This window comes from Thermomonospora umbrina, assembly GCF_003386555.1.
GTDB lineage: Bacteria > Actinomycetota > Actinomycetes > Streptosporangiales > Streptosporangiaceae > Thermomonospora > Thermomonospora umbrina.
The window spans coordinates 5852124-5874528 of record NZ_QTTT01000001.1; the positions used below are offsets into that span (position 1 = coordinate 5852124).

A 22405-nucleotide genomic window follows, 5' to 3' on the forward strand; every position below is an offset into this window, starting at 1 on the left:
GTCGCGGGTCGAGTGACGGAGTGGCGACCGTGGGCAGGCGGTAACCTGACACGCCGGGGGCGTCGTCTTCCCCCGTCCCCTCGGTCCTGGGAAGGAATCCACCGTGTCGCTCGTTATCGCCATAGACGGACCGTCCGGGTCGGGCAAGTCCAGCGCGTCCAAGGGCGTGGCCCGCGCGTTGGGCCTGCGCTACCTGGACACGGGCGCCATGTACCGGGCCATGACGTGGTGGATGCTCGCCCAGGGCGTTCCGGTGCAGGACGCCGAGGCCGTGGCCGCGCGGGCCGGGGAGCCGGTGCTGGAATGCGGCACCGACCCCGACGCGCCCACCATCGCGGTGGACGGCACCGACGTGTCCGGCCCGATCCGCACCCGGGAGGTGACCAACGCGGTGAGCGCGGTCAGCGCCGTTCCCGCCGTGCGCGAGCGGCTGGTGCGCCTCCAGCGCGAGGTCATCGGCGCGGGCGGGATCGTGGTCGAGGGGCGCGACATCGGCACCGTGGTGGCGCCCGACGCGCCCGTCAAGATCTACCTGACCGCCAGCGAGGAGACCCGCGCCCGGCGGCGGGCCAAGGACCTGGCCGCCGACCCGGCGGCCACGGTCGCGGTGACGCAGGCCGAGCAGGCCCGCCGTGACCGGCTGGACTCCACCCGCACCGCCTCGCCCCTGACCCGGGCGGACGGCGCCCATGAGATCGACTCCACCGAGCTGGGCCTGACCGAGGTCGTCGAGACCGTGGTCCGGCTCGCCAAGGAGAGCACCGCCACGGGGTGACCCCGGGCAGCCGCAGGCTCCGAACCGGTCGTCCGCGGAGCACGTGGTACGGCAGGACGGCCACGGAGAGAGCGAACGTGAGCGAGTACGACGTCGACGAGACCCTCGACCTCGACGGGGCCCTCGACCTCGACGAGGCGGGGCTGGAGCACGACACGGCGCCGGCGCCGGTGGTGGCCGTGGTCGGCCGACCCAACGTCGGCAAGTCGACCCTGGTCAACCGGATCCTGGGCCGCCGCGAGGCGGTCGTGGAGGACGTGCCGGGTGTGACCCGCGACCGGGTCGCCTACGACGCCGAGTGGAGCGGCCGCCGGCTGACGGTGGTCGACACCGGCGGCTGGCTGCCCGACGCGGCCGGGCTGGCCGCGGCCATCGCCGAACAGGCCCGGATGGCCGTGGAACTGGCCGACGTGGTCATGTTCGTGGTGGACGCCACCGTCGGCGCGACCGACGTGGACGAGGCCGTGGTGGACATCCTGCGCCGTTCGGGCAAGCCCGTGGTGCTGGTCGCCAACAAGGTCGACGACGCCGCCGCCGAGATGGAGGCGGCGGCGCTGTGGTCGCTGGGCATCGGCGAGCCGCACCCGGTCAGCGCGCTGCACGGACGCGGCAGCGGCGACCTGCTGGACGCGGTGCTGGCCGCGCTGCCCGAGGAGGCGCCGCCGGAGTTCCTGGAGACCGCCGGCGGCCCGCGCCGGGTGGCGCTGCTCGGCCGCCCCAACGTGGGCAAGTCCAGCATGCTCAACAAGCTGGCCAAGGAGAACCGGGTGGTGGTCGACGACGTCGCCGGCACCACCCGGGACCCGGTCGACGAGCTGATCGAGCTGGGCGGGCGGACGTGGCGCTTCATCGACACCGCCGGAATCCGGCGGCGGCACAGGGAGAACCAGGGCGCCGACTTCTACGCCACCCTGCGCACCCAGTCGGCCCTGGAGCGGGCCGAGGTCGCCGTGGTGCTGGTCGACGCGAGCCAGTCGCTGGCCGAGCAGGACCTGCGGATCATCTCCATGGTGATCGAGGCGGGCCGGGCGCTGGTCATCGCCTACAACAAGTGGGACCTGCTGGACGAGGAGCGCCGGCACTACCTGGATCGGGAGATCGACCGGCAGCTCTACCACGCGCGCTGGGCCCCCCGGGTGAACGTCTCCGCGCTCACCGGCCGCCATCTCGAGAAGCTGGTCCCGGGCCTGGACACGGCGCTGGACGGCTGGGGCTCCCGGGTGCCGACCGCCAAGCTCAACCAGTTCTTCGCCGACCTGGTGGCCGCCCATCCGCACCCGATCCGCGGCGGCAAGCAGCCTCGCGTGCTGTTCGCGACCCAGGCGGGGGTGCGCCCGCCCCGGTTCGTGCTGTTCACCTCCGGGTTCCTGGAGGAGGGCTACCGGCGGTTCATCGAACGGCGGCTGCGCGAGGAGTTCGGCTTCGCGGGCACCCCGATCGAGGTCACCATGAAGATCCGCGAGAAGCGCGGAGCCCGCCGGAAGTGATCTCCCGGCGGGCCCTCGTCCGCGCCTAGGTCGCGCCGCCGCGTTCTCCGGCCACCCGTTGGTCGCCGGGGAGCGCGGGCGGTGGCACCTCGTCGGGCCGCCGCGCGTACCGGCCGCGCGGATGCGGCATCGGCCGGGTCGTCGCGGTCACCGGCTCCCTCCGCGCGGGCGTCTCCGCATGCGGTTCGGCATGCGGCCCGGTGTGCGGTTCGGGCTCCGGCGGGGCGGCGGGCCGCTCCTCGCCGGGGTCCGGCGCGACGTCGTGGGCCTCCTCGGCCGTCCGCGCCTCGCGGACGCCGACCACGGTGAAGCGGCCGAGCGCCAACGCGCCGAGGAACACCACGGCCGCCCCGAGCCCGGTGAAGAACGTCAGCTCCTCGGCGACCCGGCGGCCCTCGCCGCCGAGCGGGGCGCCGACGCCCCGCGCGTCCCACAGGACCGACAGCGGCCCGCCGACGACGAACCAGGCACCGCCGAGCACGGCCAGCCACGCGCCCAGCACCGCGACGGCGCGATGGGCGACGGCCAGCACGATCAGGCCGCCCAGAACCGTCGCGACGGCCGGCGCCACGCTCAGCAGCAGGCGGTCGCCGGTGACGTGCCAGGGTTCGTCCGGGGTGAAGGCGAAGTCGGCGTAGGGGCCGGCGAAGGGCACGAGCCCACCCCACAGCCCCAGGAGCAACAGCAGGACCCCGCTGAGGGCTCCTCTGCTGCGCGGTACTCGCATCGTCCCAGTCATGAGATCTCCTGACCAGGTGGGGGATTTCTGGTTGAAGCGGCCTTTACCCGGAGTCGCCCCGTCCAAGCGCGGCTTTACCGTGCTCGGGCACAATCGAGGCCATGGAGCCTGAGGTCCTGGTCGTTCACGCCCTTGAGGAACCACCCGAGAGCTGGGAGGCCGCCGTCTTCCTGGCGGGTCCCACACCGCGTGCGCCGGATGTTCCCTCCTGGCGTCCCGAGGCCGTCGAGCGGATCCGGGCGCGCTGGGCCGTCTCCGGGCGGCTGGTGGTCTTCGTCCCCGAACACCGGGACCGGCGCTATGTCGACTACACCGGGCAGGTCGACTGGGAGGAACGCTGCCTGCACCTGGCCGACGAGGTCGTGTTCTGGGTGCCGCGCGACATGGAGACGATGCCCGCCCTCACCACGAACGTGGAGTGGGGCATGTGGCACGACTCCGGGCGGGTGGTCTTCGGCGCGCCGCCCGAGGCGCCCAAGAACCGCTACCTGCTCCACTACGCGGAGAGGTTCGGCGTCCCCACGGCGACCACGCTGGACGGGGTGGTCGCCGCCGCGCTCGACCGGATCGGCGACGGCTCGTCCCGCATCGGCGGCGAGCGCGAGGTGCCGCTGCTGGTGTGGCGCACGCCCGAGTTCCGGCAGTGGTACGAGACGCAGCGCGGCGCGGACAACGTCCTGCGGGGCGCCCGGGTGGTCTGGCGCACCGGCCTGCACTGGGGCCTGCACGTGGCCGTGGAGGTCGCCGCCGAGGGCCGCGTCAAGGCGAACGAGGTGGTCTTCTCCCGCCCGGACATCAGCGCCGTCCTCCTCTACCGGCCGGGTCCGACGCCGGACGAGACCGTGGTGGTGCTGGTCCGGGAGTTCCGCAGCCCGGCGTCCACCGAGGACGGATGCGTCCACGAGCTGCCCGGCGGGTCGGGGCCGGGAGATCCGCTGAGCACGGCCGTGGCCGAGGTCGCCGAGGAGACCGGGCTCGTTCTGGATCCGGCGCGGCTGCGTCGGCACGGCGTCCGGCAGGTCAACGCCACCATGTCGGCGCACCGGGCCCACCTGTTCTCCGCCGAGATCACCGAGGACGAGCTGGCCGCCGTGCGCGACACCGGTCCGCACGGACTCCTCGACGAGGGCGAGCGCACCTACGTGGAGGCGGCGACGTTCGCCGAGATCCGCCGCGCGGCGCTGGTCGACTGGGCCACCCTCGGCATGATCGCCGAGGCCCTCTACGCCGACCGTTAGCCGACCGTGACCGCGTCGAGCCGGAACATGTCCGCCTCGATGCGGTCCAACGCCGCCCGCAGCGCCCCCAGCCCCACCGACTCGTCGCCCAGCGCGGACGTCTCGATCCGCGTGGGGGACAGGCACAGCGGCCGTACGTGCTCGCGGAGCCGGGTCACCAGCAGATCGCCCGCCTCGGTCAGGGTGCCGCCGATGACGACCATCTCGGGGTCCAGGGCCAGGACCATGGCAGCGATGCCCCGCGCCATCCGCGCCGCCAGCCCCTCGAGGAGGCGGCGGGCCTCCGCGTCGCCGCCGCGGGCCGCCTCCAGCACCCGTCGGGCGGTGCGCTCGGTGACCACGTCGGGCCGGCCGCCCCCCTCGGCCGGGTCGGTGTCGCCGGCCAGGGTCGCGCTGGTGTGGGTGAGGCCCAGCTCGGGCAGCATGCCGACCTCGCCGGCGGCGCCCCACCGGCCCCGGTGCAGGCGCCCGCCGATGACCGCGCCCACGCCGGTGTGCATCCCGGCGAGGAAGTAGACGACGTCGTCGGTGTCGCGGGCGACCCCGCGCCAACGTTCGGCGACCGCGGCCAGGTTGGCGTCGTTCTCCACCAGCACCGGGCAGGGGAACGAGCGGCCCAGCTCGCGGGCCAGGTCCACACCCTCCCAGCCGGGCACCACGGTGCAGCGGATCACCCGTCCGGAGGAGTCGATCACGCCGGGGGTCCCGGCGCCCACCGCCCACAGCGCCGATCGTTCCAGTTGCAGCCCGGCCAGCAGGTCCTTGACCGCCGCGCGCACCGCCGCGAGTCGTTCGCGGGGGCCCGCGTCGACCTCGAGGTCGGCCCGGTGGTCGCCGAGGACCCTGCCGTCGAGGTCGGCCACGTACAGCAGCACCCGGTGGGCGTCGATCTCCATGCCCAGCGCGTGGCCCGCCTCCGCGCGGAAGCGGTAGCGGCGCGCGGGCCGGCCGAGGCGTCGGCCGGTGTCGGGGGCGACCTCCTCGACGAGCCCGCGGGCGGCCAGCTCGGCCAGCGCGCTCTCCGCGGTGGGCCGGGAGACGCCCACCTCCGCGGCCAGCTCGGTGACGGTGGGCGCGCCGCCGCCGTCGCGCAGCGCGCGCAGCGTGTTGGCGGCGTTGAGCCGCCGCAGCACGGACGGGTCGCCCCCGTGGAGCGGAACTTCGGACACCGGCACCCCTTGACAGCGTTCGACGGAACGGGGACATTATCAAATCATATTTCGAAAAGGGGTTCCATAAGTGGGAGACAGCACGGAGGTCACGCTCGCGGTGGCGGGGGCCGGGCTGCGCGGAGCGGCCTATGCCCGCCGCGCGCGGACCACCGGCGCGGCCCGGGTCGTGGCGGTGGCCGAGCCGGACCCGGTGCGCCGGGCGCGGTTCGCCGCCGAGCACGGGATCGCACCCGACCGGGTGTTCACCGACTGGCGCGGGCTGGCGGAGGCGGGGCGGGTGGCCGACGGCGTCATCATCGCCACGCAGGACGGCGACCACGCCGAGCCCGCCGTGGCGTTCGCCGGGCAGGGGTACCACATCCTGCTGGAGAAGCCGATGGCGACCAGCGAGGCCGACGGCGTCCGCATCGTCGAGGCCGTCGAGCGCAGCGGGTCGATGCTCGCCGTGTGTCACGTGCTCCGGTATAGCCGCTACACGCGCCGGATCAAAGCGCTCATCGCCGACGGACGGCTGGGCGACCTCATCAGCGTCCAGCACCTGGAGCCCGTCGGCTGGTGGCACCACGCCCACTCGTACGTGCGGGGCAACTGGCGGCGCGAGGACGAGTCCGGCCCGATGCTGATGACCAAGTCGTGCCACGACGTCGACTGGATCGTCCACGTGATGGGCGAGGTCCCGGCGCGGGTGTCGTCCTTCGGACGGCTGTCGCACCTGCGGCCGGAGAACCGCCCGGCCGGCGCCTCCGACCGCTGCGTCACCTGCGAGGTCGAGCCGGACTGCCCGTACTCGGCGACCCGCCTCTACCTGTCGTGCCTCGGCGACCCGAGACGCGAGGAGTGGCCGCTGGGGGCCGTCACGCACGACCTCACCGAGGAGGGAGTGCTGACGGCGCTGCGCGAGGGCCCGTACGGGCGCTGCGTGTACGCCGGCGACAACGACGTGGTCGACCACCAGGTCGTGAACATGGAGTTCCCCTCGGGCGCGACCGCCGCGTTCACCATGACGGCGTTCACCCCGTACGCCCAGCGGCAGACCCGCGTCTTCGGCTCGCGGGGCTGTCTGGAGGGCGACGGCGGGACCATCCGGCTGCTCGACTTCGTCACCGGCGAGGAGGAGGTCATCGACCTCGCCGGCGACGAGGAGCTGGACGGCCGGCACACCGAGGCCGACGACGCCCTCGCCGACGCGTTCTGCGCGGCGCTGGCCGCCGGCGATCCCGCCCCGCTCGGCTCGAACGCCCGCGAGAGCCTCGCCGGCCACCGCGTGGTGTGGGCCGCCGAGCGGGCACGACGTACCGGGACGGTGGTGGGCGTCGCCCCGGCCGACCCCAGAAAGAACACGGAGATCCGATGAAGAGGCAACTGATCGGCGGCTCGGCGGCGGCGCTGGCACTGGCGCTCGCCCTGGGCGCCTGCGGGTCCGGGGACGACGACGGCGGGACCGCGGGCGGCGACGGCCGCGGCCCCATCACCTTCGCCACCGGCAAGGACCTGACCGGAACGATCCAGAAGCTCGCCGCGAAGTGGAACGCCGAGCACCCCGGCGAGAAGGTCCGCATCGTCGAGCTGCCCGAGGACGGCGACCAGACCCGGCAGCAGCTCGTCCAGAACGCGCAGATCAAGTCGGACGCCTACGACGTGATCCGGCTCGACGCGGTGTGGACCGCCGAGTTCGCCGCCCGCCGCTGGATCGTGGAGCTGCCGGAGGCGCCGCTGGACCCGGGCACCTTCATGGCCACCGCGCTGGAGACCGGCAGGTACCGCGGCAAGCTGTACGCCGCGCCCTGGCTGACGGGCACCGGCATCCTCTACTACCGCAAGGACCTGCTGTCGGCGGCGGGCGTGAAGGAGCCGCCGAAGACCTGGGCCGAGATGTTCGCCGCCTGCGACAAGGTCCGCGAGACCCCCGAGGGCGAGGGTGTCGACTGTTACGCGGGCCAGTACGAGAAGTACGAGGGCCTCACCGTCAACTTCGCCGAGGCCGTGCAATCGGCCGGCGGCACCGTCTTCGACGCCGCCGGCAAGCCCACCGTGAACACCCCGCAGGCCAAGGCGGGCCTGCAGTTCCTGGTGGACGGCTTCAAGGACGGCGCCATCCCCGGCAAGAGCATCACCTTCAAGGAGGAGGAGGGCCGCCGGCACTTCCAGGAGGGCAGGCTCCTCTTCCACCGCAACTGGGCCTACGTGTACGCGCTGGCGTCGGCCACCGACGGCTCCTCCAAGGTGAACGGCAGGTTCGAGGTGGCGCCGCTGCCCGGCAAGGACGGGCTCGGCTCCGGCACCCTCGGCGGCAACAACCTGGCCGTCTCGTCGTTCTCCAAGAACAAGGCCACCGCACGGGACTTCATCACCTACATCGTCGGGCTGGACACCGAGCGCGCGTACGGGCTGGAGCAGTCGTTCCCGCTGTCGCGGAAGGCGCTGTACGACGAGCCCGCGATGTTGAAGAAGTACCCGTACCTCACCGTCCTGAAGGCCGGCACCGAGCGCGCCAAGCCGCGTCCGGTGGTCATCAAGTACAACGAGGTCACCGCGGCGATCCAGGAGCACGTCGGCGCCGCGATCAGCGGCAAGAAGAGCGTCGACCAGGCCCTGACGGACCTGCAGACGGCGCTGTCGGGCCTGACGGACTGAGATGGGCGGCGCAGCCACGAACCTCGGCCGGGCCCGGTCGGGGCCACGAGATCAGGGCCCGGTCGAGCCCGCCCGCCGGTCCGCCAAGGGGACGGGGCAGGGGCGCCTGGCGGCCCTCCTGTTGTCACCCACCCTGCTGGTGCTGGGCGTGGTGATCCTGTTCCCGATCGTCGCGGCGGTCTGGGACTCGCTGCACACCACCGCCGAGGGCCTGGACGCGGACGGGCTCATCGTCGAGGGCGAGCGGTTCAGCGGCGCGGACAACTACGCCGACCTGTTCCGCGGCGAGAGCGGGGACAGGTTCCGCAACGCCCTGTGGAACACCACCTTCTTCACCGTGGTCACCGTGGTGATCGAGACGGTGGCGGGGCTGGGGATGGCGCTGCTCATGCACCGGGCGTTCCGCGGCCGGGCGCTGTTCCGGGCGAGCGTGCTGGTGCCGTGGGCGATCCCGACGGCGATCTCGGCCCTGCTGTGGCGGTGGATCTTCGCCGCCGACGGGGTCGCCAACGCGGTCCTGGGCCGCGAGGTGCTGTGGACCGCCGACGCGGTCCAGGCGAAGTTCGCGGTGATCATCGCCGACACCTGGAAGACCGCTCCGTTCGTGGCGCTGCTGGTGCTGGCGGGTCTGCAGGTCATCCCGCGCGAGGTGTACGAGGCGGCGCGGGTGGACGGGGCGTCCCGGCTGCGGCGGCTCCGCCACATCACCCTGCCGCTGGTCAAGCCCGCGCTGCTGGTGGCGGTGATGTTCCGGATGATGGACGCGCTGCGGATGTTCGACCTGCCGCAGGTGCTCGTCGGGGCCCGCAAGCCGTCGGTGGAGACGCTCTCGCAGGTCGCCTGGGACGAGGCCATGAACCTGCGGTACGGGCCCGCCGCCGCCGTCGCCACGGCGTTGTTCGTGTACATCGCGCTGGCCGCCTACGTGTTCGTGCGGCTGCTGGGCGCCGATCTGATCGGCGACCGGAAGGGGGCGTCGTGAGGATCCGAGGGCTCGGCAACGTCCTGTCGCTGGCGGCCGTGGCGGTGTTCTGTCTGGCGCCGTTCTACTGGATGGTGGTCTCCAGCCTGCGGCGCTCGCAGGACATGTTCTCCATGTCGCCGTTGCCGGACCCGTTGTCGCTGGACAACTACCGGGCGGTCTTCGAGGCGGACAACGGGTTCCTGCGGGCGCTGGGCAACAGCGTCGTGGTGGCCGGGCTGACCACCCTGCTGACGTTGGTCATCGCGGTGTCGGCCGCCTACGCGCTGGCCCGGTTGGAGTTCCGGTTCAAGCGGCTGGTGCTGGCGGTGGTCATCTCCACCTCGATGTTCCCGGCGGGACTGCTGATCGTCCCGCTGCTGAAGCTGTTCACCGACATCGGCTGGATCAACAGCTACCAGGCGATGGTGGTGCCCAGCCTGTCGTTCGCGCTGCCGCTGGCGGTGTGGAACCTGACCTCGTTCTTCCGCCAACTGCCGTTCGAGCTGGAGCAGGCGGCCATGGTGGACGGCTGCACGGCGGGGGAGGCGTTCCGGAAGATCATCATTCCGCTGGCCGCGCCCGGGGTGTTCACCACCGCGATCATCACGTTCGTCATCGCCTGGAACGAGTACATGATCGCGGTGAGCATGGTCAACGAGCAGTCCATGAAGACCGCCAACGTGATCGTCTCCCAGTTCACCGGCCAGCACGGCTACGACCAGCCGTTCGGCACCCAGATGGCGGCGGGGGTGGTGGTCACCGTGCCGCTGGTGGTGGTCGTCCTGCTCTTCCAGCGCCGGATCGTCGCGGGACTGACCTCTGGCGGTCTCAAGTAGATCTTCGATTCGTCCCTGTTCGTCCATCTTCGACCGGAACCCTGGGCGCACCTCCCCGACCCCCTGGAGCCCGTGCATGAGAACACCCCTGCCCTATCGGCGCTCGTTCCTGGCCATGACCGGGGTGAGCACCGCCGCCTTCGTGCTCGGCACCGGCCGGGCCGCCTCCGCCGAGGACCTGGAGGGCGGGCCGCTGCCCGCCGACCCGTTCACGCTGGGCGTGGCCTCCGGCGACCCGCTGCCCGACGGGGTGGTGCTGTGGACGCGGCTGGCGCCCGAGCCGCTGGCCGCCGACGGTCACGGAGGCATGCCGCGCTCCTCGTACGCGGTGCACTATGAGGTGGCCGAGGACGAGCGGTTCGCGCGGATCGCCGCCAAGGGCCGCGTGACCGCCACCGCCGAACTGGGACACTCGGTGCACGCCGAGGTCCACGGGCTCCGGGCGGGACGCGAGTACTTCTACCGGTTCAAGGCCGGCGGGCACCTCAGCCCGGTGGGCCGCACCAAGACCGCCCCGGACCCGCGCTCGCGCGTCGAGGCGTTCCGGTTCGCGACCGCCTCGTGCCAGGCCTGGTATCACGGCTTCTTCACCGCGTATCGGCACATGGCGGACGAGGACCTCGACATGGTCCTCTTCCTGGGCGACTACATCTACGAGTACGGCATCACCGCCGCCAACTGGCGACGCCAGGGACAGGCGCTCCCGCCCGCGCCGCACAACGCGGACGTCTCCACGCTGGAGCAGTACCGGCTGCGGTACTCGCTGTTCCGGACCGACCCGGACCTCCAGCGGATCCACGCGCACGTTCCGTGGGTCGTCACGACCGACGACCACGAGGTCGTCAACAACTACGCCGACGACAGGGACGAGTACGGCACGCCCCCGTCCGACCTGCTGCGCCGCCGGGCCGTCGCCTACCGCGCCTTCTACGAGAACCTGCCGTTGCGCTCCGCGTCCCGTTCGCACGGCCCCGATCTGCCGCTCCATCGACGGCTGCGGTGGGGTCGACTCGCCGACATCGACGTGCTCGACACCCGGCAGTACCGCGACTTCTACCCGGCGGGCGCCGTCATCGACGACTCCCCGGAACGGCTCGACCCGAAGCGGACCATCCTCGGCGGACGCCAGGAGAGGTGGCTGTACGACGGGCTGCGCCGTTCCCAGGCCACCTGGAACGTCCTCGCCCAGCAGGTCGTCATGGCCGGGATCGACCGCGACACCGGGCCCGGCGAGCTGTACAGCAACGACCAGTGGGACGGCTTCCCCGCCAACCGCGACCGGCTGTACGCGGCCATGCGCCGGTACGACATCGCCAACCCGGTGGTGCTCACCGGCGACGTGCACCATCACATCGCCATCGAGCACAAGGCCGACTGGAAGGACCCGGACTCGGCCACCATCGCCACCGAACTGGTGGGCACCTCCATCGGCTCCGACGGGGACGGCGCCGAGAACGACGCGTACGGCCCGCTGTGGCTGGCGAACAGGCACGTCAAGCTGTACAACGCCCGCCGCGGCTACCTGAGCTGCACGATGACACCCGAGCGGCTCACCTCGGAGTTCAAGACCGTGCCGTACGTCACCCGTCCCGGCGCCCCGGTCAACGTCCTGGCCCGTTTCGTGACCGAGGCCGGTCGCCCCGGCCTGAACCGCGAGGTGTGAGCATGAACGATCACGGCACCCCCGCCCTCGGCCGCCGCGCCGCCCTCGGCCTCGGCCTCGCCGCGCCCGTCGTCGGCGCGACCGCCCCGCCCGCCCACGCCGCCTCCGGTCCACGCCCGGTGCGGGGGCTCAAGGCGGTGGGCGAGATCGGGCGCGTCGAGCTGAGCTGGGACGGACGGCCGTACGAGCCGCTCGTGGACCATTACGCGATCTACGCCTCGCGCACGGCCGGGTTCGAGATCGGCCCGGAGACCCTGCTGGGCAAGACCGTCTACACCACGTTCAAGCACGACCGGCTCGGCGGCGCGGCCCGGGAGTGGCACTACCGCGTGGTGGTCGTGGACGCCGCCGGGGAGCGGAGCCGGCCGTCGGCGCGGGTCACCGGGCGCAGCGAGGAGTCCGTGGCGGTGTCCGGGCGTCCGATCGCGACCATCGGGGCCTTCGACCACAAGAGCCTGGAGCTGGCGCTGGCCCCGGCGGGCTACGCGCAGGTGCCCAAGCGCTTCGCGAACGGGGCCGACTACACGCACGGCATCCATCAGCCCGCCGTGGACTGGCCGTACATCCACCCGGGGCCGGCGGACGGTTGGGGCGGCCGCAAGCCGTACCGCTACACGTTCCGCTTCGACGTGGAGCAGGTGCCCGCGGGGGAGCCGTGGCTGTCGATCTGGCTGGTGGACACCCACGCCTCCCTCGCGGGGGAGATCGTGCTCGCGCTCAACGACACCGCCCTCGGCACGGTGAAGCTCGAGAACGGCGGCACCCGGGGATCGCTGGAGGGCGACGCCACCGTTCCGGGCACGGCGCTCAAGCCCTCGTACGTGGAGCTGGCGCTGCCGCGCGCGGCGGTGATCGCCGGACGGAACGTGCTGACCATCGACAAGAACATCGGGTCCTGGCACGTCTACGACGCCCTGGGCGTCTTCGAACGCCGCTGATCCGGTGGCAGGATTCGGGCATGGGTCTTCTCGACAACCTCGGTGAGAACCGGGAACGACGTCGCGACCGCCGCCAGGAGAGGGCGGAGGCGAAGGAGCAGCGCGAGGCGGGGATCGACAAGATCGTCGTCTCGACGCTGTGCACGACGCCGTGGGCGTACGAGCCGGTCACCATCGTGTGGGGGCGGCTGAAGGGCGACCCGCGCGCCGCGCTCCGCAGCCTCATGGAGGCCGCCTACGAGGAGAGGTGCGACGCGGTCCTCGGGGTGGGCTTCGTGGCCGACGGCGGCGGTGCCGAGCTGTCCGCCTCCACCGAGTACCGCGCCTACGGCACCGGGGTCCGCTGGGCCGCCGGGGCCCCGGCGCCGTTGCCCGTGGACGATCCCGGGTGACCCTGGCGGTTGCCAAGGCAACGACGTGAAGCGCCTCGCAGGTTCGAAGCCCGCGGGGGATTGAGGGTCGAATTTGCGAGGTGCTAGCGTTGCCGTCGTGACGTCCTTTCGGATCAGCGAGGCTGCAGCCCTGCTCGGGGTCAGCGCCGACACGGTGCGCCGCTGGGTGGACTCCGGACGACTCGCCGCGACCCGGGACGGGCACGGCCACCGCCGGGTCGCCGGGGCCGACCTCGCCGGCTTCCTGCGGGCCCAGGCGCGGCTGCGGGAGCCGGACCCCGGGGTGCGGGTCTCCTCGGCCCGCAACCGGATGCGCGGGATCGTCACCGAGGTCGTCCGCGACACGGTGATGGCCCAGGTGGAGATCCAGGCCGGGCCCTTCCGGCTGGTGTCGCTGATGAGCCGCGAGGCGGCCGACGAGCTCGGGCTGGAGATCGGCGTGGTCGCCGAGGCCGTCGTGAAGTCCACCAACGTCGTCGTCGAACTGCCCGACCACGGCTGACCGGGGAGCCCTCCGTTGATCAGACACCTCACCGCCGTCCTCGTCGGGGCCGTGCTGTTGCCGATCGGGCTGACCGGCTGCGGTGACACCGAGGACTCCGAGGGGGCCGCGTCGCGGACGTTGACGGTCTTCGCGGCGGCGTCCCTGACCGAGTCGTTCACCGCGCTCGGCCGGACCTTCGAGCGGACGCACCCGGGCGTCGACGTGCGGTTCTCCTTCGGCGGCAGCTCGACGCTGGCGCAGCAGATCGCCCAGGGCGCGCCGGCGGACGTCTTCGCCGCCGCCAGCCCGGCCACCATGAAGCCCGTCGCCGACGACGGGCTGACCTCCGGAGCGCCCCGCACGTTCGCCCGCAACCGGTTGGTCATCGCCGTGCCGCCGGGCGACCGGGGCAGGGTGCGGACGCTCCGCGACCTGGCCCGGGGCGGCCTCAAGGTCGTCCTGTGCGCGCCCCAGGTGCCGTGCGGGGCCGCCGCCCGCACGGCCCTGGCCGCCGCGGGTGTCGAGGTGACCCCGGTCTCACAGGAGCAGGACGTCAAGGCGGTCCTGACCAAGGTCCGGATGGGGGAGGCCGACGCGGGCCTGGTCTACCGCACGGACGTGCGCGCCGCCGGGGCCGACGTGGCGGGCGTGGAGTTCCCGGAGTCGGCCCGGGCGATCAACGACTACCCGATCGCGGTGCTGGCCGAGGGCCGGCAGCCGGGGCTCGCCCGACGGTTCGCCGACCTGGTGCTGTCCGCGCGGGGGCGCGCGACGTTGGCCGGGGCGGGATTCGAGGTCCCGTGACCGGTCGGCCGGCGCCGCCGGCGTCCCGGGTGCCGTGGGTGCTGGTGCTCCCGGCCGTACTGGGTCTGGCGTTCCTGGTGCTGCCCCTGGCCGGGCTGCTGATCCGGGCCCCGTGGTCCACGCTCGGCACCCGGCTGGGCGAGCCTCAGGTGCTGGAGGCGCTGCGGCTGTCGCTGGTGACCTCCACGTTGGCGACCGGCGTGTGCCTGGTGCTCGGGGTCCCGCTCGCCTGGGTGCTGGCCCGGAGCGGATTCCCCGGCCGGGGGCTCGTCCGGGCTCTCGTCACGGTGCCATTGGTGTTGCCCCCCGTGGTCGGCGGCGTGGCACTGCTCCTGGTCCTGGGCAGGCGTGGGATCGTCGGGCAATGGCTCGACTCGGCCTTGGGCCTCACTTTGCCGTTCACCACGACCGGAGTGGTGCTGGCGGAGGCGTTCGTGGCGATGCCGTTCCTCGTGATCAGTGTGGAGGGGGCGCTCCGGGCGGCCGATCCGCGCTACGAGGAGGCCGCCGCCACGCTGGGGGCCTCCCGGTGGACGATCTTCCGCCGGGTGACCCTCCCGATGATCGCTCCCGGGGTCGCGGCGGGGGCGATCCTGTGCTGGGCCCGGGCGCTGGGCGAGTTCGGCGCCACGATCACGTTCGCCGGCAGCTTCCCGGGCCGCACCCAGACCATGCCGCTGGCCGTCTACCTGGCCCTGGAGACCGATCCGGAGGCCGCGATCGTGCTGAGCCTGGTGCTCCTCACGGTCTCGGTGGTGATCCTGGCCCTGCTGCGCGACCGGTGGGTGAGCGGGCCGTGAGCCTGGACGCCCACCTGGTGGTGGAGCGCGGGGGCTTCCGCCTCGACCTGCGGCTGCACGTCGCCGCAGGCGAGGTCGTGGCGCTCCTCGGCCCGAACGGGGCGGGCAAGACCACCGCGCTGCGGGCGCTGTCGGGCCTGCTCGCCCTGGACGGCGGTCACGTTCGGCTGGACGGCGAGCCCGTGCACCGGCTCCCCCCGGAACGGCGGCCGGTCGGCGTGGTCTTCCAGGACTACCTGCTGTTCCCGCACCTGTCCGCCCTGGAGAACGTCGCGTTCGGGCCCCGCAGCCGGGGCACGCCGCGCCGGCGGGCGCGGGAGGACGCGGCGGTGCTGCTGCGGCGGGTCGGTCTCGGCGAGCACGTGGGAGCCAGGCCCCGGGAGCTGTCGGGCGGACAGGCCCAGCGGGTCGCACTCGCCCGCGCCCTGGCCGTCGAGCCCCGGCTGCTCCTGCTGGACGAGCCGCTGGCCGCCCTCGACGCCCACACGCGGTTGGAGATCCGGTCGGCGCTGCGGCGTCATCTGGCCGACTTCGGGGGCGTGACGATCCTCGTCACCCACGATCCGCTGGACGCGATGGTGCTCGCCGACCGGCTGGTCGTGGTGGAGAAGGGTCGCCTGGTGCAGGAGGGGCCGCCCGCCGAGGTCGCCCGGCACCCCCGCACCGACTACGTCGCCCGCCTGGTGGGCCTGAACCTGTACCGGGGCCTCGCGCGGGGCCGCACGGTCGCCCTGAACGGGGGCGAGGTGCGGCTCGACACCACCGAGGCCCTCGACGGGGAGGTGTTCGTGGCGTTCGCGCCGTCCGCCGTGACCCTGTACCGCGACCGGCCGGAGGGCGGCCCCCGGAACCGGTGGCGGGCCCCCGTCGAGACCGTCGAACGGCACGGGGACCGCATCCGCGTGGGGCTGGGCGGTCCGGTGCCCGTCGCCGCCGACGTCACGCCGGGCGCGGTCGCCGAGCTGGGGCTCGTCGAGGGCGCCGAGGTCTGGGTCGCCGTCGAGACCGGGGAGTCGCACGCGTACCCTGCCTGAAATCACCTGGTGTGGGAAGAGTACTCCGGGTCGTGAAGGGCACGCTCCAACGGGTGATATCTGTCACAAAACCCCCAGCGGAGCGTAAAAACGGCCCGGATTGGTCCAGACCAAATGGAAAACATCTGCGGAATTGTTCATCATGCAAAGATCCTGCGAACAGCAAAAGGAGCTGCCCGTGTCCCAAGTACCCGGCCTCGATCAGGCCCCCACCAGTCACGTTGAGCTGGTCGACTGGGTGCGCCAGATCGCCGAGCTCACCACGCCCGACCGGGTCGAGTGGTGTGACGGCTCGGACGAGGAATGGCGCCGGCTCACCGACCTCCTCGTCGAGCAGGGCACCTTCAAACGGCTCGATCCCGCCAAACGTCCCAACAGCTTCTACGCGGCGTCCGACCCCAGCGACGTGGCCCGCGTCGAGGACCGGACGTACATCTGCTCCGAGAAGGAGGAGGACGCCGGGCCGACCAACAACTGGATCGCGCCGGCGGAGATGCGGGCCACCTTCGGAGAGCTGTTCCAGGGCTCGATGAAGGGCCGGACCATGTACGTGGTCCCGTTCTGCATGGGGCCGCTGGGCGGCACCATCTCCCAGCTCGGCGTCGAGATCACCGACTCGCCCTACGTGGCGGTGTCGATGAAGATCATGACCCGGATGGGCGCCCCGGCGCTGCGGCTCATCGAGGAGCGCGGCTCGTTCGTCAAGGCCGTCCACTCGGTCGGCGCCCCGCTGGAGCCCGGCCAGGCCGACGTGCCGTGGCCGTGCAGCTCCACCAAGTACATCTCGCACTTCCCCGAGACCAGGGAGATCTGGTCCTACGGGTCCGGCTACGGCGGCAACGCCCTGCTGGGCAAGAAGTGCTACGCGCTGCGGATCGCCTCGACCATGGCGCGCGACGAGGGCTGGCTGGCCGAGCACATGCTCATCCTCAAGCTGACCCCGCCCACCGGCGAGACCCGCTACGTGGCGGCGGCCTTCCCCTCGGCCTGCGGCAAGACCAACCTGGCCATGCTCCAGCCCACCATCCCGGGCTGGAAGGTCGAGACCATCGGCGACGACATCGCCTGGATGCGGTTCGGCGAGGACGGCCGGCTCTACGCCATCAACCCGGAGGCCGGCTTCTTCGGCGTCGCCCCGGGCACCGGCGAGACCACCAACGCCAACGCCATCAAGACGCTGTGGGGCAACAGCATCTTCACCAACGTCGCGCTCACCGACGACGGCGACGTGTGGTGGGAGGGCCTGACCGACGAGGCGCCCGCGCACCTGACCGACTGGAAGGGCAACGACTGGACGCCCGCGTCGGAGACGCCCGCGGCGCACCCCAACGCCCGCTTCACCACCCCGGCCGGGCAGTGCCCGACCATCGCGGCGGAGTGGGAGGACCCCAAGGGCGTGCCGATCTCGGCGATCCTGTTCGGCGGTCGGCGGGCCACGGCGGTCCCGCTGGTCACCGAGTCCTTCGACTGGCAGCAGGGGGTGTTCCTGGGCGCCAACGTGGCCTCCGAGAAGACCGCCGCCGCCGAGGGCACCGTGGGCGAGCTGCGCCGCGACCCGTTCGCGATGCTGCCGTTCTGCGGCTACAACATGGGCGACTACTTCGCCCACTGGGTCAAGATCGGCAAGACGGCCGACCCGGAGAAGCTGCCGCGGATCTACTACGTCAACTGGTTCCGCAAGGACGCCGACGGCGCCTTCCTGTGGCCGGGCTTCGGTGAGAACAGTCGGGTCCTCAAGTGGATCGTGGACCGGCTGAACGGCCGCGCCGACGCCGCCAAGACCGCGATCGGCCACGTGCCGACCCGTGCGGCGCTCGACACCGAGGGCCTGGACATCGACGAGGCGGCGCTCGACACGCTCCTGTCGGTGGACACCGAGGTCTGGAAGCAGGAGGCCGCGCTGGTCCCGGCCCACTTCGAGACCTTCGGCGACCACCTGCCCAAGGAGCTGTGGGACGAGTACAGCTCGCTGGTCAACCGCCTGGGCTGAGCCCCGGCTCGATCGGAGGACGGGCGCCGCGTGTCACGCGCGGCGCCCGTCCCCGTCTCCGGGCGCGGTCACCCGACGGTCCGCCGGAGCATGCCGGGGGTGTCGGGCTCCACGCCCCAACTGAAGATCACCCGGGGTGTGATGCGGATCAGCTCCGGACCGAAGCCGGGGCCGGGCGGCTCCTGGTCGGTCAGCGCCTCCGCCTCGCCGCGGATCTCCATGCCCCGCACCGTCCACGGCCGGACGCTCGCCAGCTCGTCGATCACCAGCGCGACGTGCGGATTCCTCAGCACGTTCCGGAACTTGCGGCTGGCCGCCAGGGAGTGGCCGCCGATGTCGATGGTGCCGTTCGAGGCGTTGAGGAAGAAGCCGACCGGGTTGTTCTGCGGTGCGCCGTGGGGGTCCACGGTCGCCAGCCTGCCAAGGCGCTGGGCGGCGAGGAAGGCGCGTTCGCCGTCGGTGAGGTCCATGGCACCACCATGGAACCTCGACCGCGCTTGAGGTCAAGCTAAAGTCGAGACCATGACGCAACTCGCCCGCAACCTGCACGAACTCACCGTCGGCCAACTCGCCGAGCGCAGCGGGGTCGCCGTGTCCGCGCTCCACTTCTACGAGTCCAAGGGCCTCATCCAGAGCCGCCGCACGGCCGGCAACCAGCGCCGTTTCACCCGGGACACGCTGCGCCGGGTGGCCTTCATCCGGGTCTCCCAGCGGGTCGGCATCCCGCTGTCGGACATTCGCGAGGCCCTGTCGAGGCTGCCCGAGGAGCGGACGCCCACCGTGGACGACTGGGCGGCCCTGTCGGAATCCTGGCGCGACAAGCTGGACGAGCGGATCGCGCAGTTGCAGCGGCTCCGCGACGACCTGACCGACTGCATCGGCTGCGGCTGCCTGTCCCTGAAGAAGTGCGCCCTGGCCAACCCGTTCGACGAGCTGGGCAACGAGGGCACCGGCCCGCGTCGCCTGCTCGTCTCCGCCGGGGGCCCGCGCAGCTCGGGCGTCGCGGACTGCGGCCCCTGCTAACGGTGTCCCGTGAGGGCGGCGTGGTGGTCCGCGCCGTGCACCGGCGCGCGGTCGCGTGGACGAGCGCGCCGGCCCGGTGGAGCGGGCCCTCGTCGTGATGGTGATGCCCCATACCGTCAGGACGACCGAAACATCCGATGGCAGCATCTCGACAACAGCGCAGGTCACGCCGTTGCGGACGGGGCGCGTCAGACGTCCGTCACAGGCTCCCCCGGGGACCGGCCCGCATCCGCCGCCCGGCCGGATCGGTGCGGCGCGGGGCCGGCTCGCGCCCCGCGGGCTGGACGGGACGTGGCCGCGACGGGGTCGCCGGAACGGGCAGGTCCAGCGCCTCCTCGCCCAATTCATGCTCCTCGCCGTGGTGGCGGATCCGCAGCGGGTCCCCCTCGTGCAGCTCGTACAGGGCGCGGTCGGAGGACACCGTCACGCACATCCGCCGCCCGCGGTAGCGCAGCCGGAACGAGAGCCTGCTGATCCCGCCCGGCAGCCGTGGCGCGAACGCCAGGCAGCCGTCGCCCGCCCGCATCCCGCCGAAGCCGGCCACCAGCGCGCTCCACGCCCCGGCCAGCGAGGCGATGTGCAGGCCGTCGCGGGTGTTGCGGGCCAGGTCGTGCAGGTCCATCAGCGCGGTCTCGCCCAGGTAGTCGTGCGCCAGGTCGAGCTGGCCGACCTCGGCGGCGATCACCGCCTGGGTCTGCGCCGACAGCGACGAGTCCCGGACGTTGATCGCCTCGTAGTAGGCGAAGTTGCGCTCCTTCTCCTCGTCGGTGAACGCGTCGCCCCGCAGGTGCATGGCCAGCACCAGATCGGCCTGCTTGACGACCTGCTTGCGGTACAGCTCGAAGTACGGGAAGTTCAGCAGCATCGGGTACTGGTCGGGCTTGGTCGCCGCGAAGTCCCAGCGGGCGTGGTTGGTGAAGTTCTCGCTCTGCGGGTGGACCCCCAGCCGTTCGTCGAACGGGATCAGCATCGCCGCCGCCGCGTCCCGCCACGAGGCCGCCTCCTCCGTCGAGACCCCCAGCCGGGTCGCCTCGTCGGGGTTGCGCATCGCCACGTCGGCGGCGGCGCGCAGGTTCCGCTGGGCCATCAGGTTGGTGTAGACGTTGTTGTCGGCGACGGCGCTGTACTCGTCGGGCCCGGTGACCCCGTCGATCCGGAAGCCGCCGTGCACGTCGTGGTGGCCGAGCCCGCGCCACAGCCGGGCGGTCTCGACCAGCAGCTCCAGCCCGATCTCCCGTTCGAACTCGCGGTCCTCGGTGGCGTCCAGGTACCGGGCCACCGCGTCGGCGATGTCGGCGTTGATGTGGAACGCGGCCGTCCCGGCGGGCCAGTACCCCGAGCACTCCTGCCCGCGGATCGTCCGCCAGGGGAACGCCGCGCCCTGCAGCCCGAGCTGACGGGCCCGTTCGACGGCCAGCGGCAGCGTCATGTGCCGCCAGGCGAGCGCGTCCGCCGCCGCCGACGCGTGGGTGTAGGTCAGCACCGGCAGCACGAACGTCTCGGTGTCCCAGAACGTGTGGCCGTCGTAGCCCGGCCCGGTCAGGCCCTTGGCCGGGATCATCCGGCGCTCGGCGCGGACACCGGCCTGCAGGATGTGGAACAGCCCGAACCGCACCGCCTGCTGCACCTCGGGATCCCCGTCGACCTCGACGTCGGCGCCCGCCCAGAAGTCGTCCAGGAACGCGCGCTGCTGCTCCAGCAGCCCCTCCCAGCCGGTCAGCCGCGCGTCCGCGAGCGCCGCCACGACCTGGTCGTGCAGCGCCGGCCGCGACCGCTGACTGGACCAGCCGTACGCGAGGTACTTGACGATCCGCAGTTTCTGGCCGGGCTCCAGACGGGTCGCCACGGTGACGCGGCCGACGTCGGGGAAGCTCTCCGCCTCCACCGACAACCGACCGGGCGCGTCGATCTCGTGCGACATCCCGGCGCCCATCCGCAACCCGCTGTGCTTGGTGCGGTGCACCAGCACCACGCGCCGGCCGTTGGACACGTGCTCCTCACCGACCAGCGGATGCCCCAGCGCCGCCGCGACGCGCGGGTCCTTGCCCAGGTCGGGCAGCGACTCGTTGGCGACCAGCTCCGACTGGACGACGATCCGCACCGGTCCCTCGACCGCCTCCACCTCGTAGCAGATCGCCGCGATCGCCCGGTGGGTCAGCGACACCAGCCGCGTCGAGGTGACCCGTACGGTGTCGTCGGCGGGGGAGCGCCACTCCACGTCGCGGGTCAGCGTCCCGGCCCGCAGGTCCAGTTTGCGTTCGTGGTGGTTGAGCCTGCCGTAGCGGACGTCGAACGGCTCGTCGTCGACCAGCAGCCTGATCAGTTTGCCGTTGGTGACGTTGATGGCCGTCTGACCGGACTCGGGGTAGCCGTAGCCGGCCTCCGCGTGCGGCAGCGGCCGCAGCTCGTAGAAGGAGTTCAGGTAGCTGCCGGGCAGCCCGTGCGGCTCGCCCTCCTCCAGGTTGCCGCGCAGCCCGATGTGGCCGTTGGACAGCGCGAACACCGACTCGCTCTGGGCGAGCCGGTCGAGGTGCAACTCCTGCTCGCGCACGCACCAGGGCTCGACGGCGTACACGGTCTGGGGGGTGTCGGGTGTCGTCATCGTTCCTCCAAGAGCTCGCCGAGATCGTCGACCACCACGTCGGCGCCCTCGGCGAGCAGCGCCGCGCCGTGCCCGCCGCCGACCCGGTCGACGCCGACGACCAGCGCGAAGCGCCCCGCCCGGCCCGCCGCGACACCCGACAGGGCGTCCTCGAGGACGGCGGCGCGGTCCGGCGGCACGTTCAGGGCGGCGGCCCCGGCCAGGAACATGTCGGGGGCGGGCTTGCCGGGCAGATCCCGCTCCTGTGCGGTGACCCCGTCGACGCGGGCGTCGAACAGGTCGGTCAGCCCGGCGACCTCGAGCACCTGCACGGTGTTGGCGCTGGACGACACCACCGCCGTCCGCATCCCGCGCGCCCGCACCGCGCGCAGGAAGCCCACCGCGTCCTCGAACACCGTGACGCCTCGCCGGTCGAGCAGCTCGAGCACCAGCGCGTTCTTGCGGGAGCCGAGGCCGTGGACGCTCTCGACGTCGGGGGGATCGCCGGGGCCGCCCTCGGGCAGCCGGATGCCCCGGGACTCCAGGAACGAGCGGGTCCCGTCCTCGCGTCTCTTGCCGTCGACGTACGGCGCGTAGTCGGTCGCCGGGTCGAACGGCACGAACGGCACGCCCTCCCGGCGCGACCACTCGCGCAGGAACCCGTCGAACATCTCCTTCCAGGCGGCCGCGTGCACGGCCGCCGTGTCCGTCAGCACTCCGTCCATGTCGAACAGGCACGCCTGCAGATCGCTGGGCAGCATCACTCTCCCTCGGGTGGGCCCACGCCCCTCGCAGTGTTACCCCGGAGTACCCCGGTCGAACGGAAGGCGTCGTAGATCACGTACAACTGG

The 22405-nt window shown here is 72.6% G+C and carries 21 protein-coding genes; 16 read left to right on the forward strand and 5 right to left on the reverse strand.

Features of this window, described 5'->3' with window-relative positions; genetic code table 11:
• Nucleotides 1-103 precede the first annotated feature (103 nt).
• Nucleotides 104-775, forward strand: coding sequence for a (d)CMP kinase (gene cmk, locus DFJ69_RS26215; protein ID WP_116025047.1), 672 nt, complete (start codon nt 104-106; stop codon nt 773-775).
• A gap of 77 nt (nt 776-852) precedes the next feature.
• Entirely contained in the window at nt 853-2262 is a 1410-nt protein-coding gene (der, locus tag DFJ69_RS26220) for a ribosome biogenesis GTPase Der (protein ID WP_211328761.1), read from the forward strand.
• Between the two features lie 25 nt (nt 2263-2287).
• Here the strand turns inward: der and DFJ69_RS26225 are convergent, their stop codons facing one another.
• Complete coding sequence (locus DFJ69_RS26225) at nt 2288-3001, reverse strand: hypothetical protein (RefSeq protein WP_211328763.1); 714 nt, start codon at nt 2999-3001, stop codon at nt 2288-2290.
• A gap of 101 nt (nt 3002-3102) precedes the next feature.
• Between DFJ69_RS26225 and DFJ69_RS26230 the strand changes: the two genes are divergently transcribed.
• On the forward strand, nt 3103-4239 hold the full coding sequence (locus DFJ69_RS26230; RefSeq protein ID WP_116025049.1) for a nucleoside 2-deoxyribosyltransferase domain-containing protein: 1137 nt from the start codon (nt 3103-3105) through the stop codon (nt 4237-4239).
• Here DFJ69_RS26230 and DFJ69_RS26235 read toward each other — a convergent pair.
• Nucleotides 4236-5408: an ROK family protein gene (locus DFJ69_RS26235; protein WP_116026933.1), complete on the reverse strand. Its 1173-nt coding sequence runs from the start codon at nt 5406-5408 to the stop codon at nt 4236-4238. The two genes, DFJ69_RS26230 and DFJ69_RS26235, sit on opposite strands and share 4 nt — an antisense overlap.
• Before the next feature lie 70 nt (nt 5409-5478).
• Between DFJ69_RS26235 and DFJ69_RS26240 the strand changes: the two genes are divergently transcribed.
• The 12 genes from DFJ69_RS26240 to DFJ69_RS26295 all read left to right on the forward strand — a co-directional run bounded on the left by DFJ69_RS26240 (nt 5479) and on the right by DFJ69_RS26295 (nt 17950).
• Complete coding sequence (locus tag DFJ69_RS26240; protein WP_116025050.1) at nt 5479-6765, forward strand: Gfo/Idh/MocA family protein; 1287 nt, start codon at nt 5479-5481, stop codon at nt 6763-6765.
• On the forward strand, nt 6762-8045 hold the full coding sequence (locus DFJ69_RS26245; protein WP_116025051.1) for an ABC transporter substrate-binding protein: 1284 nt from the start codon (nt 6762-6764) through the stop codon (nt 8043-8045). The genes DFJ69_RS26240 and DFJ69_RS26245 overlap by 4 nt, the downstream gene beginning before the upstream one ends.
• A gap of 1 nt (nt 8046) precedes the next feature.
• Nucleotides 8047-9027 (forward strand): carbohydrate ABC transporter permease, encoded by a 981-nt coding sequence (locus DFJ69_RS35720; RefSeq protein ID WP_116025052.1) that lies wholly within the window; start codon nt 8047-8049, stop codon nt 9025-9027.
• Nucleotides 9024-9845: a carbohydrate ABC transporter permease gene (locus DFJ69_RS26255; RefSeq protein WP_245974583.1), complete on the forward strand. Its 822-nt coding sequence runs from the start codon at nt 9024-9026 to the stop codon at nt 9843-9845. Before DFJ69_RS35720 ends, DFJ69_RS26255 begins: the two co-directional genes overlap by 4 nt.
• Before the next feature lie 76 nt (nt 9846-9921).
• On the forward strand, nt 9922-11508 hold the full coding sequence (locus tag DFJ69_RS26260; protein WP_170177781.1) for an alkaline phosphatase D family protein: 1587 nt from the start codon (nt 9922-9924) through the stop codon (nt 11506-11508).
• Between the two features lie 2 nt (nt 11509-11510).
• Nucleotides 11511-12446 carry a fibronectin type III domain-containing protein gene (locus tag DFJ69_RS26265; protein ID WP_116025054.1) on the forward strand — a complete coding sequence of 312 codons (936 nt, stop codon included), beginning with the start codon at nt 11511-11513 and terminating at the stop codon, nt 12444-12446.
• A 20-nt stretch (nt 12447-12466) separates the two neighbouring features.
• Nucleotides 12467-12838, forward strand: a complete 372-nt coding sequence (locus DFJ69_RS26270) for a hypothetical protein (protein ID WP_116025055.1) — start codon at nt 12467-12469, stop codon at nt 12836-12838.
• A gap of 97 nt (nt 12839-12935) precedes the next feature.
• The gene (locus DFJ69_RS26275; protein ID WP_116025056.1) at nt 12936-13340 is read left to right on the forward strand and encodes a TOBE domain-containing protein; all 405 of its coding nucleotides are present in this window, start codon (nt 12936-12938) and stop codon (nt 13338-13340) included.
• A gap of 18 nt (nt 13341-13358) precedes the next feature.
• Nucleotides 13359-14126 carry a molybdate ABC transporter substrate-binding protein gene (gene modA, locus DFJ69_RS26280; protein WP_211329025.1) on the forward strand — a complete coding sequence of 256 codons (768 nt, stop codon included), beginning with the start codon at nt 13359-13361 and terminating at the stop codon, nt 14124-14126.
• A complete protein-coding gene (locus DFJ69_RS26285; protein WP_245974584.1) occupies nt 14123-14926 on the forward strand; it encodes an ABC transporter permease in 804 nt (267 codons plus the stop codon). Before modA ends, DFJ69_RS26285 begins: the two co-directional genes overlap by 4 nt.
• Nucleotides 14923-15960, forward strand: coding sequence for an ABC transporter ATP-binding protein (locus tag DFJ69_RS26290; protein WP_116026936.1), 1038 nt, complete (start codon nt 14923-14925; stop codon nt 15958-15960). The genes DFJ69_RS26285 and DFJ69_RS26290 overlap by 4 nt, the downstream gene beginning before the upstream one ends.
• A 178-nt stretch (nt 15961-16138) precedes the next feature.
• On the forward strand, nt 16139-17950 hold the full coding sequence (locus DFJ69_RS26295) for a phosphoenolpyruvate carboxykinase (GTP) (RefSeq protein ID WP_116025058.1): 1812 nt from the start codon (nt 16139-16141) through the stop codon (nt 17948-17950).
• Between the two features lie 68 nt (nt 17951-18018).
• Here DFJ69_RS26295 and DFJ69_RS26300 read toward each other — a convergent pair whose 3' ends face one another.
• Entirely contained in the window at nt 18019-18420 is a 402-nt protein-coding gene (locus DFJ69_RS26300; protein ID WP_116025059.1) for a PPOX class F420-dependent oxidoreductase, read from the reverse strand.
• A gap of 52 nt (nt 18421-18472) precedes the next feature.
• On the opposite strand from DFJ69_RS26300, the gene soxR reads away from it, so the two are divergent.
• Nucleotides 18473-18973, forward strand: coding sequence for a redox-sensitive transcriptional activator SoxR (gene soxR, locus DFJ69_RS26305; RefSeq protein WP_116025060.1), 501 nt, complete (start codon nt 18473-18475; stop codon nt 18971-18973).
• 199 nt (nt 18974-19172) lie between these two features.
• On the opposite strand, the gene DFJ69_RS26310 is transcribed toward soxR, so the two are convergent.
• Together DFJ69_RS26310 and DFJ69_RS26315 are read right to left on the reverse strand one after the other, a co-directional pair.
• A complete protein-coding gene (locus DFJ69_RS26310) occupies nt 19173-21575 on the reverse strand; it encodes a glycoside hydrolase family 65 protein (RefSeq protein ID WP_116025061.1) in 2403 nt (800 codons plus the stop codon).
• A complete protein-coding gene (locus DFJ69_RS26315; RefSeq protein WP_211328764.1) occupies nt 21572-22315 on the reverse strand; it encodes a beta-phosphoglucomutase family hydrolase in 744 nt (247 codons plus the stop codon). The genes DFJ69_RS26310 and DFJ69_RS26315 overlap by 4 nt, the downstream gene beginning before the upstream one ends.
• Between the last annotated feature and the right edge of the window lie 90 nt (nt 22316-22405).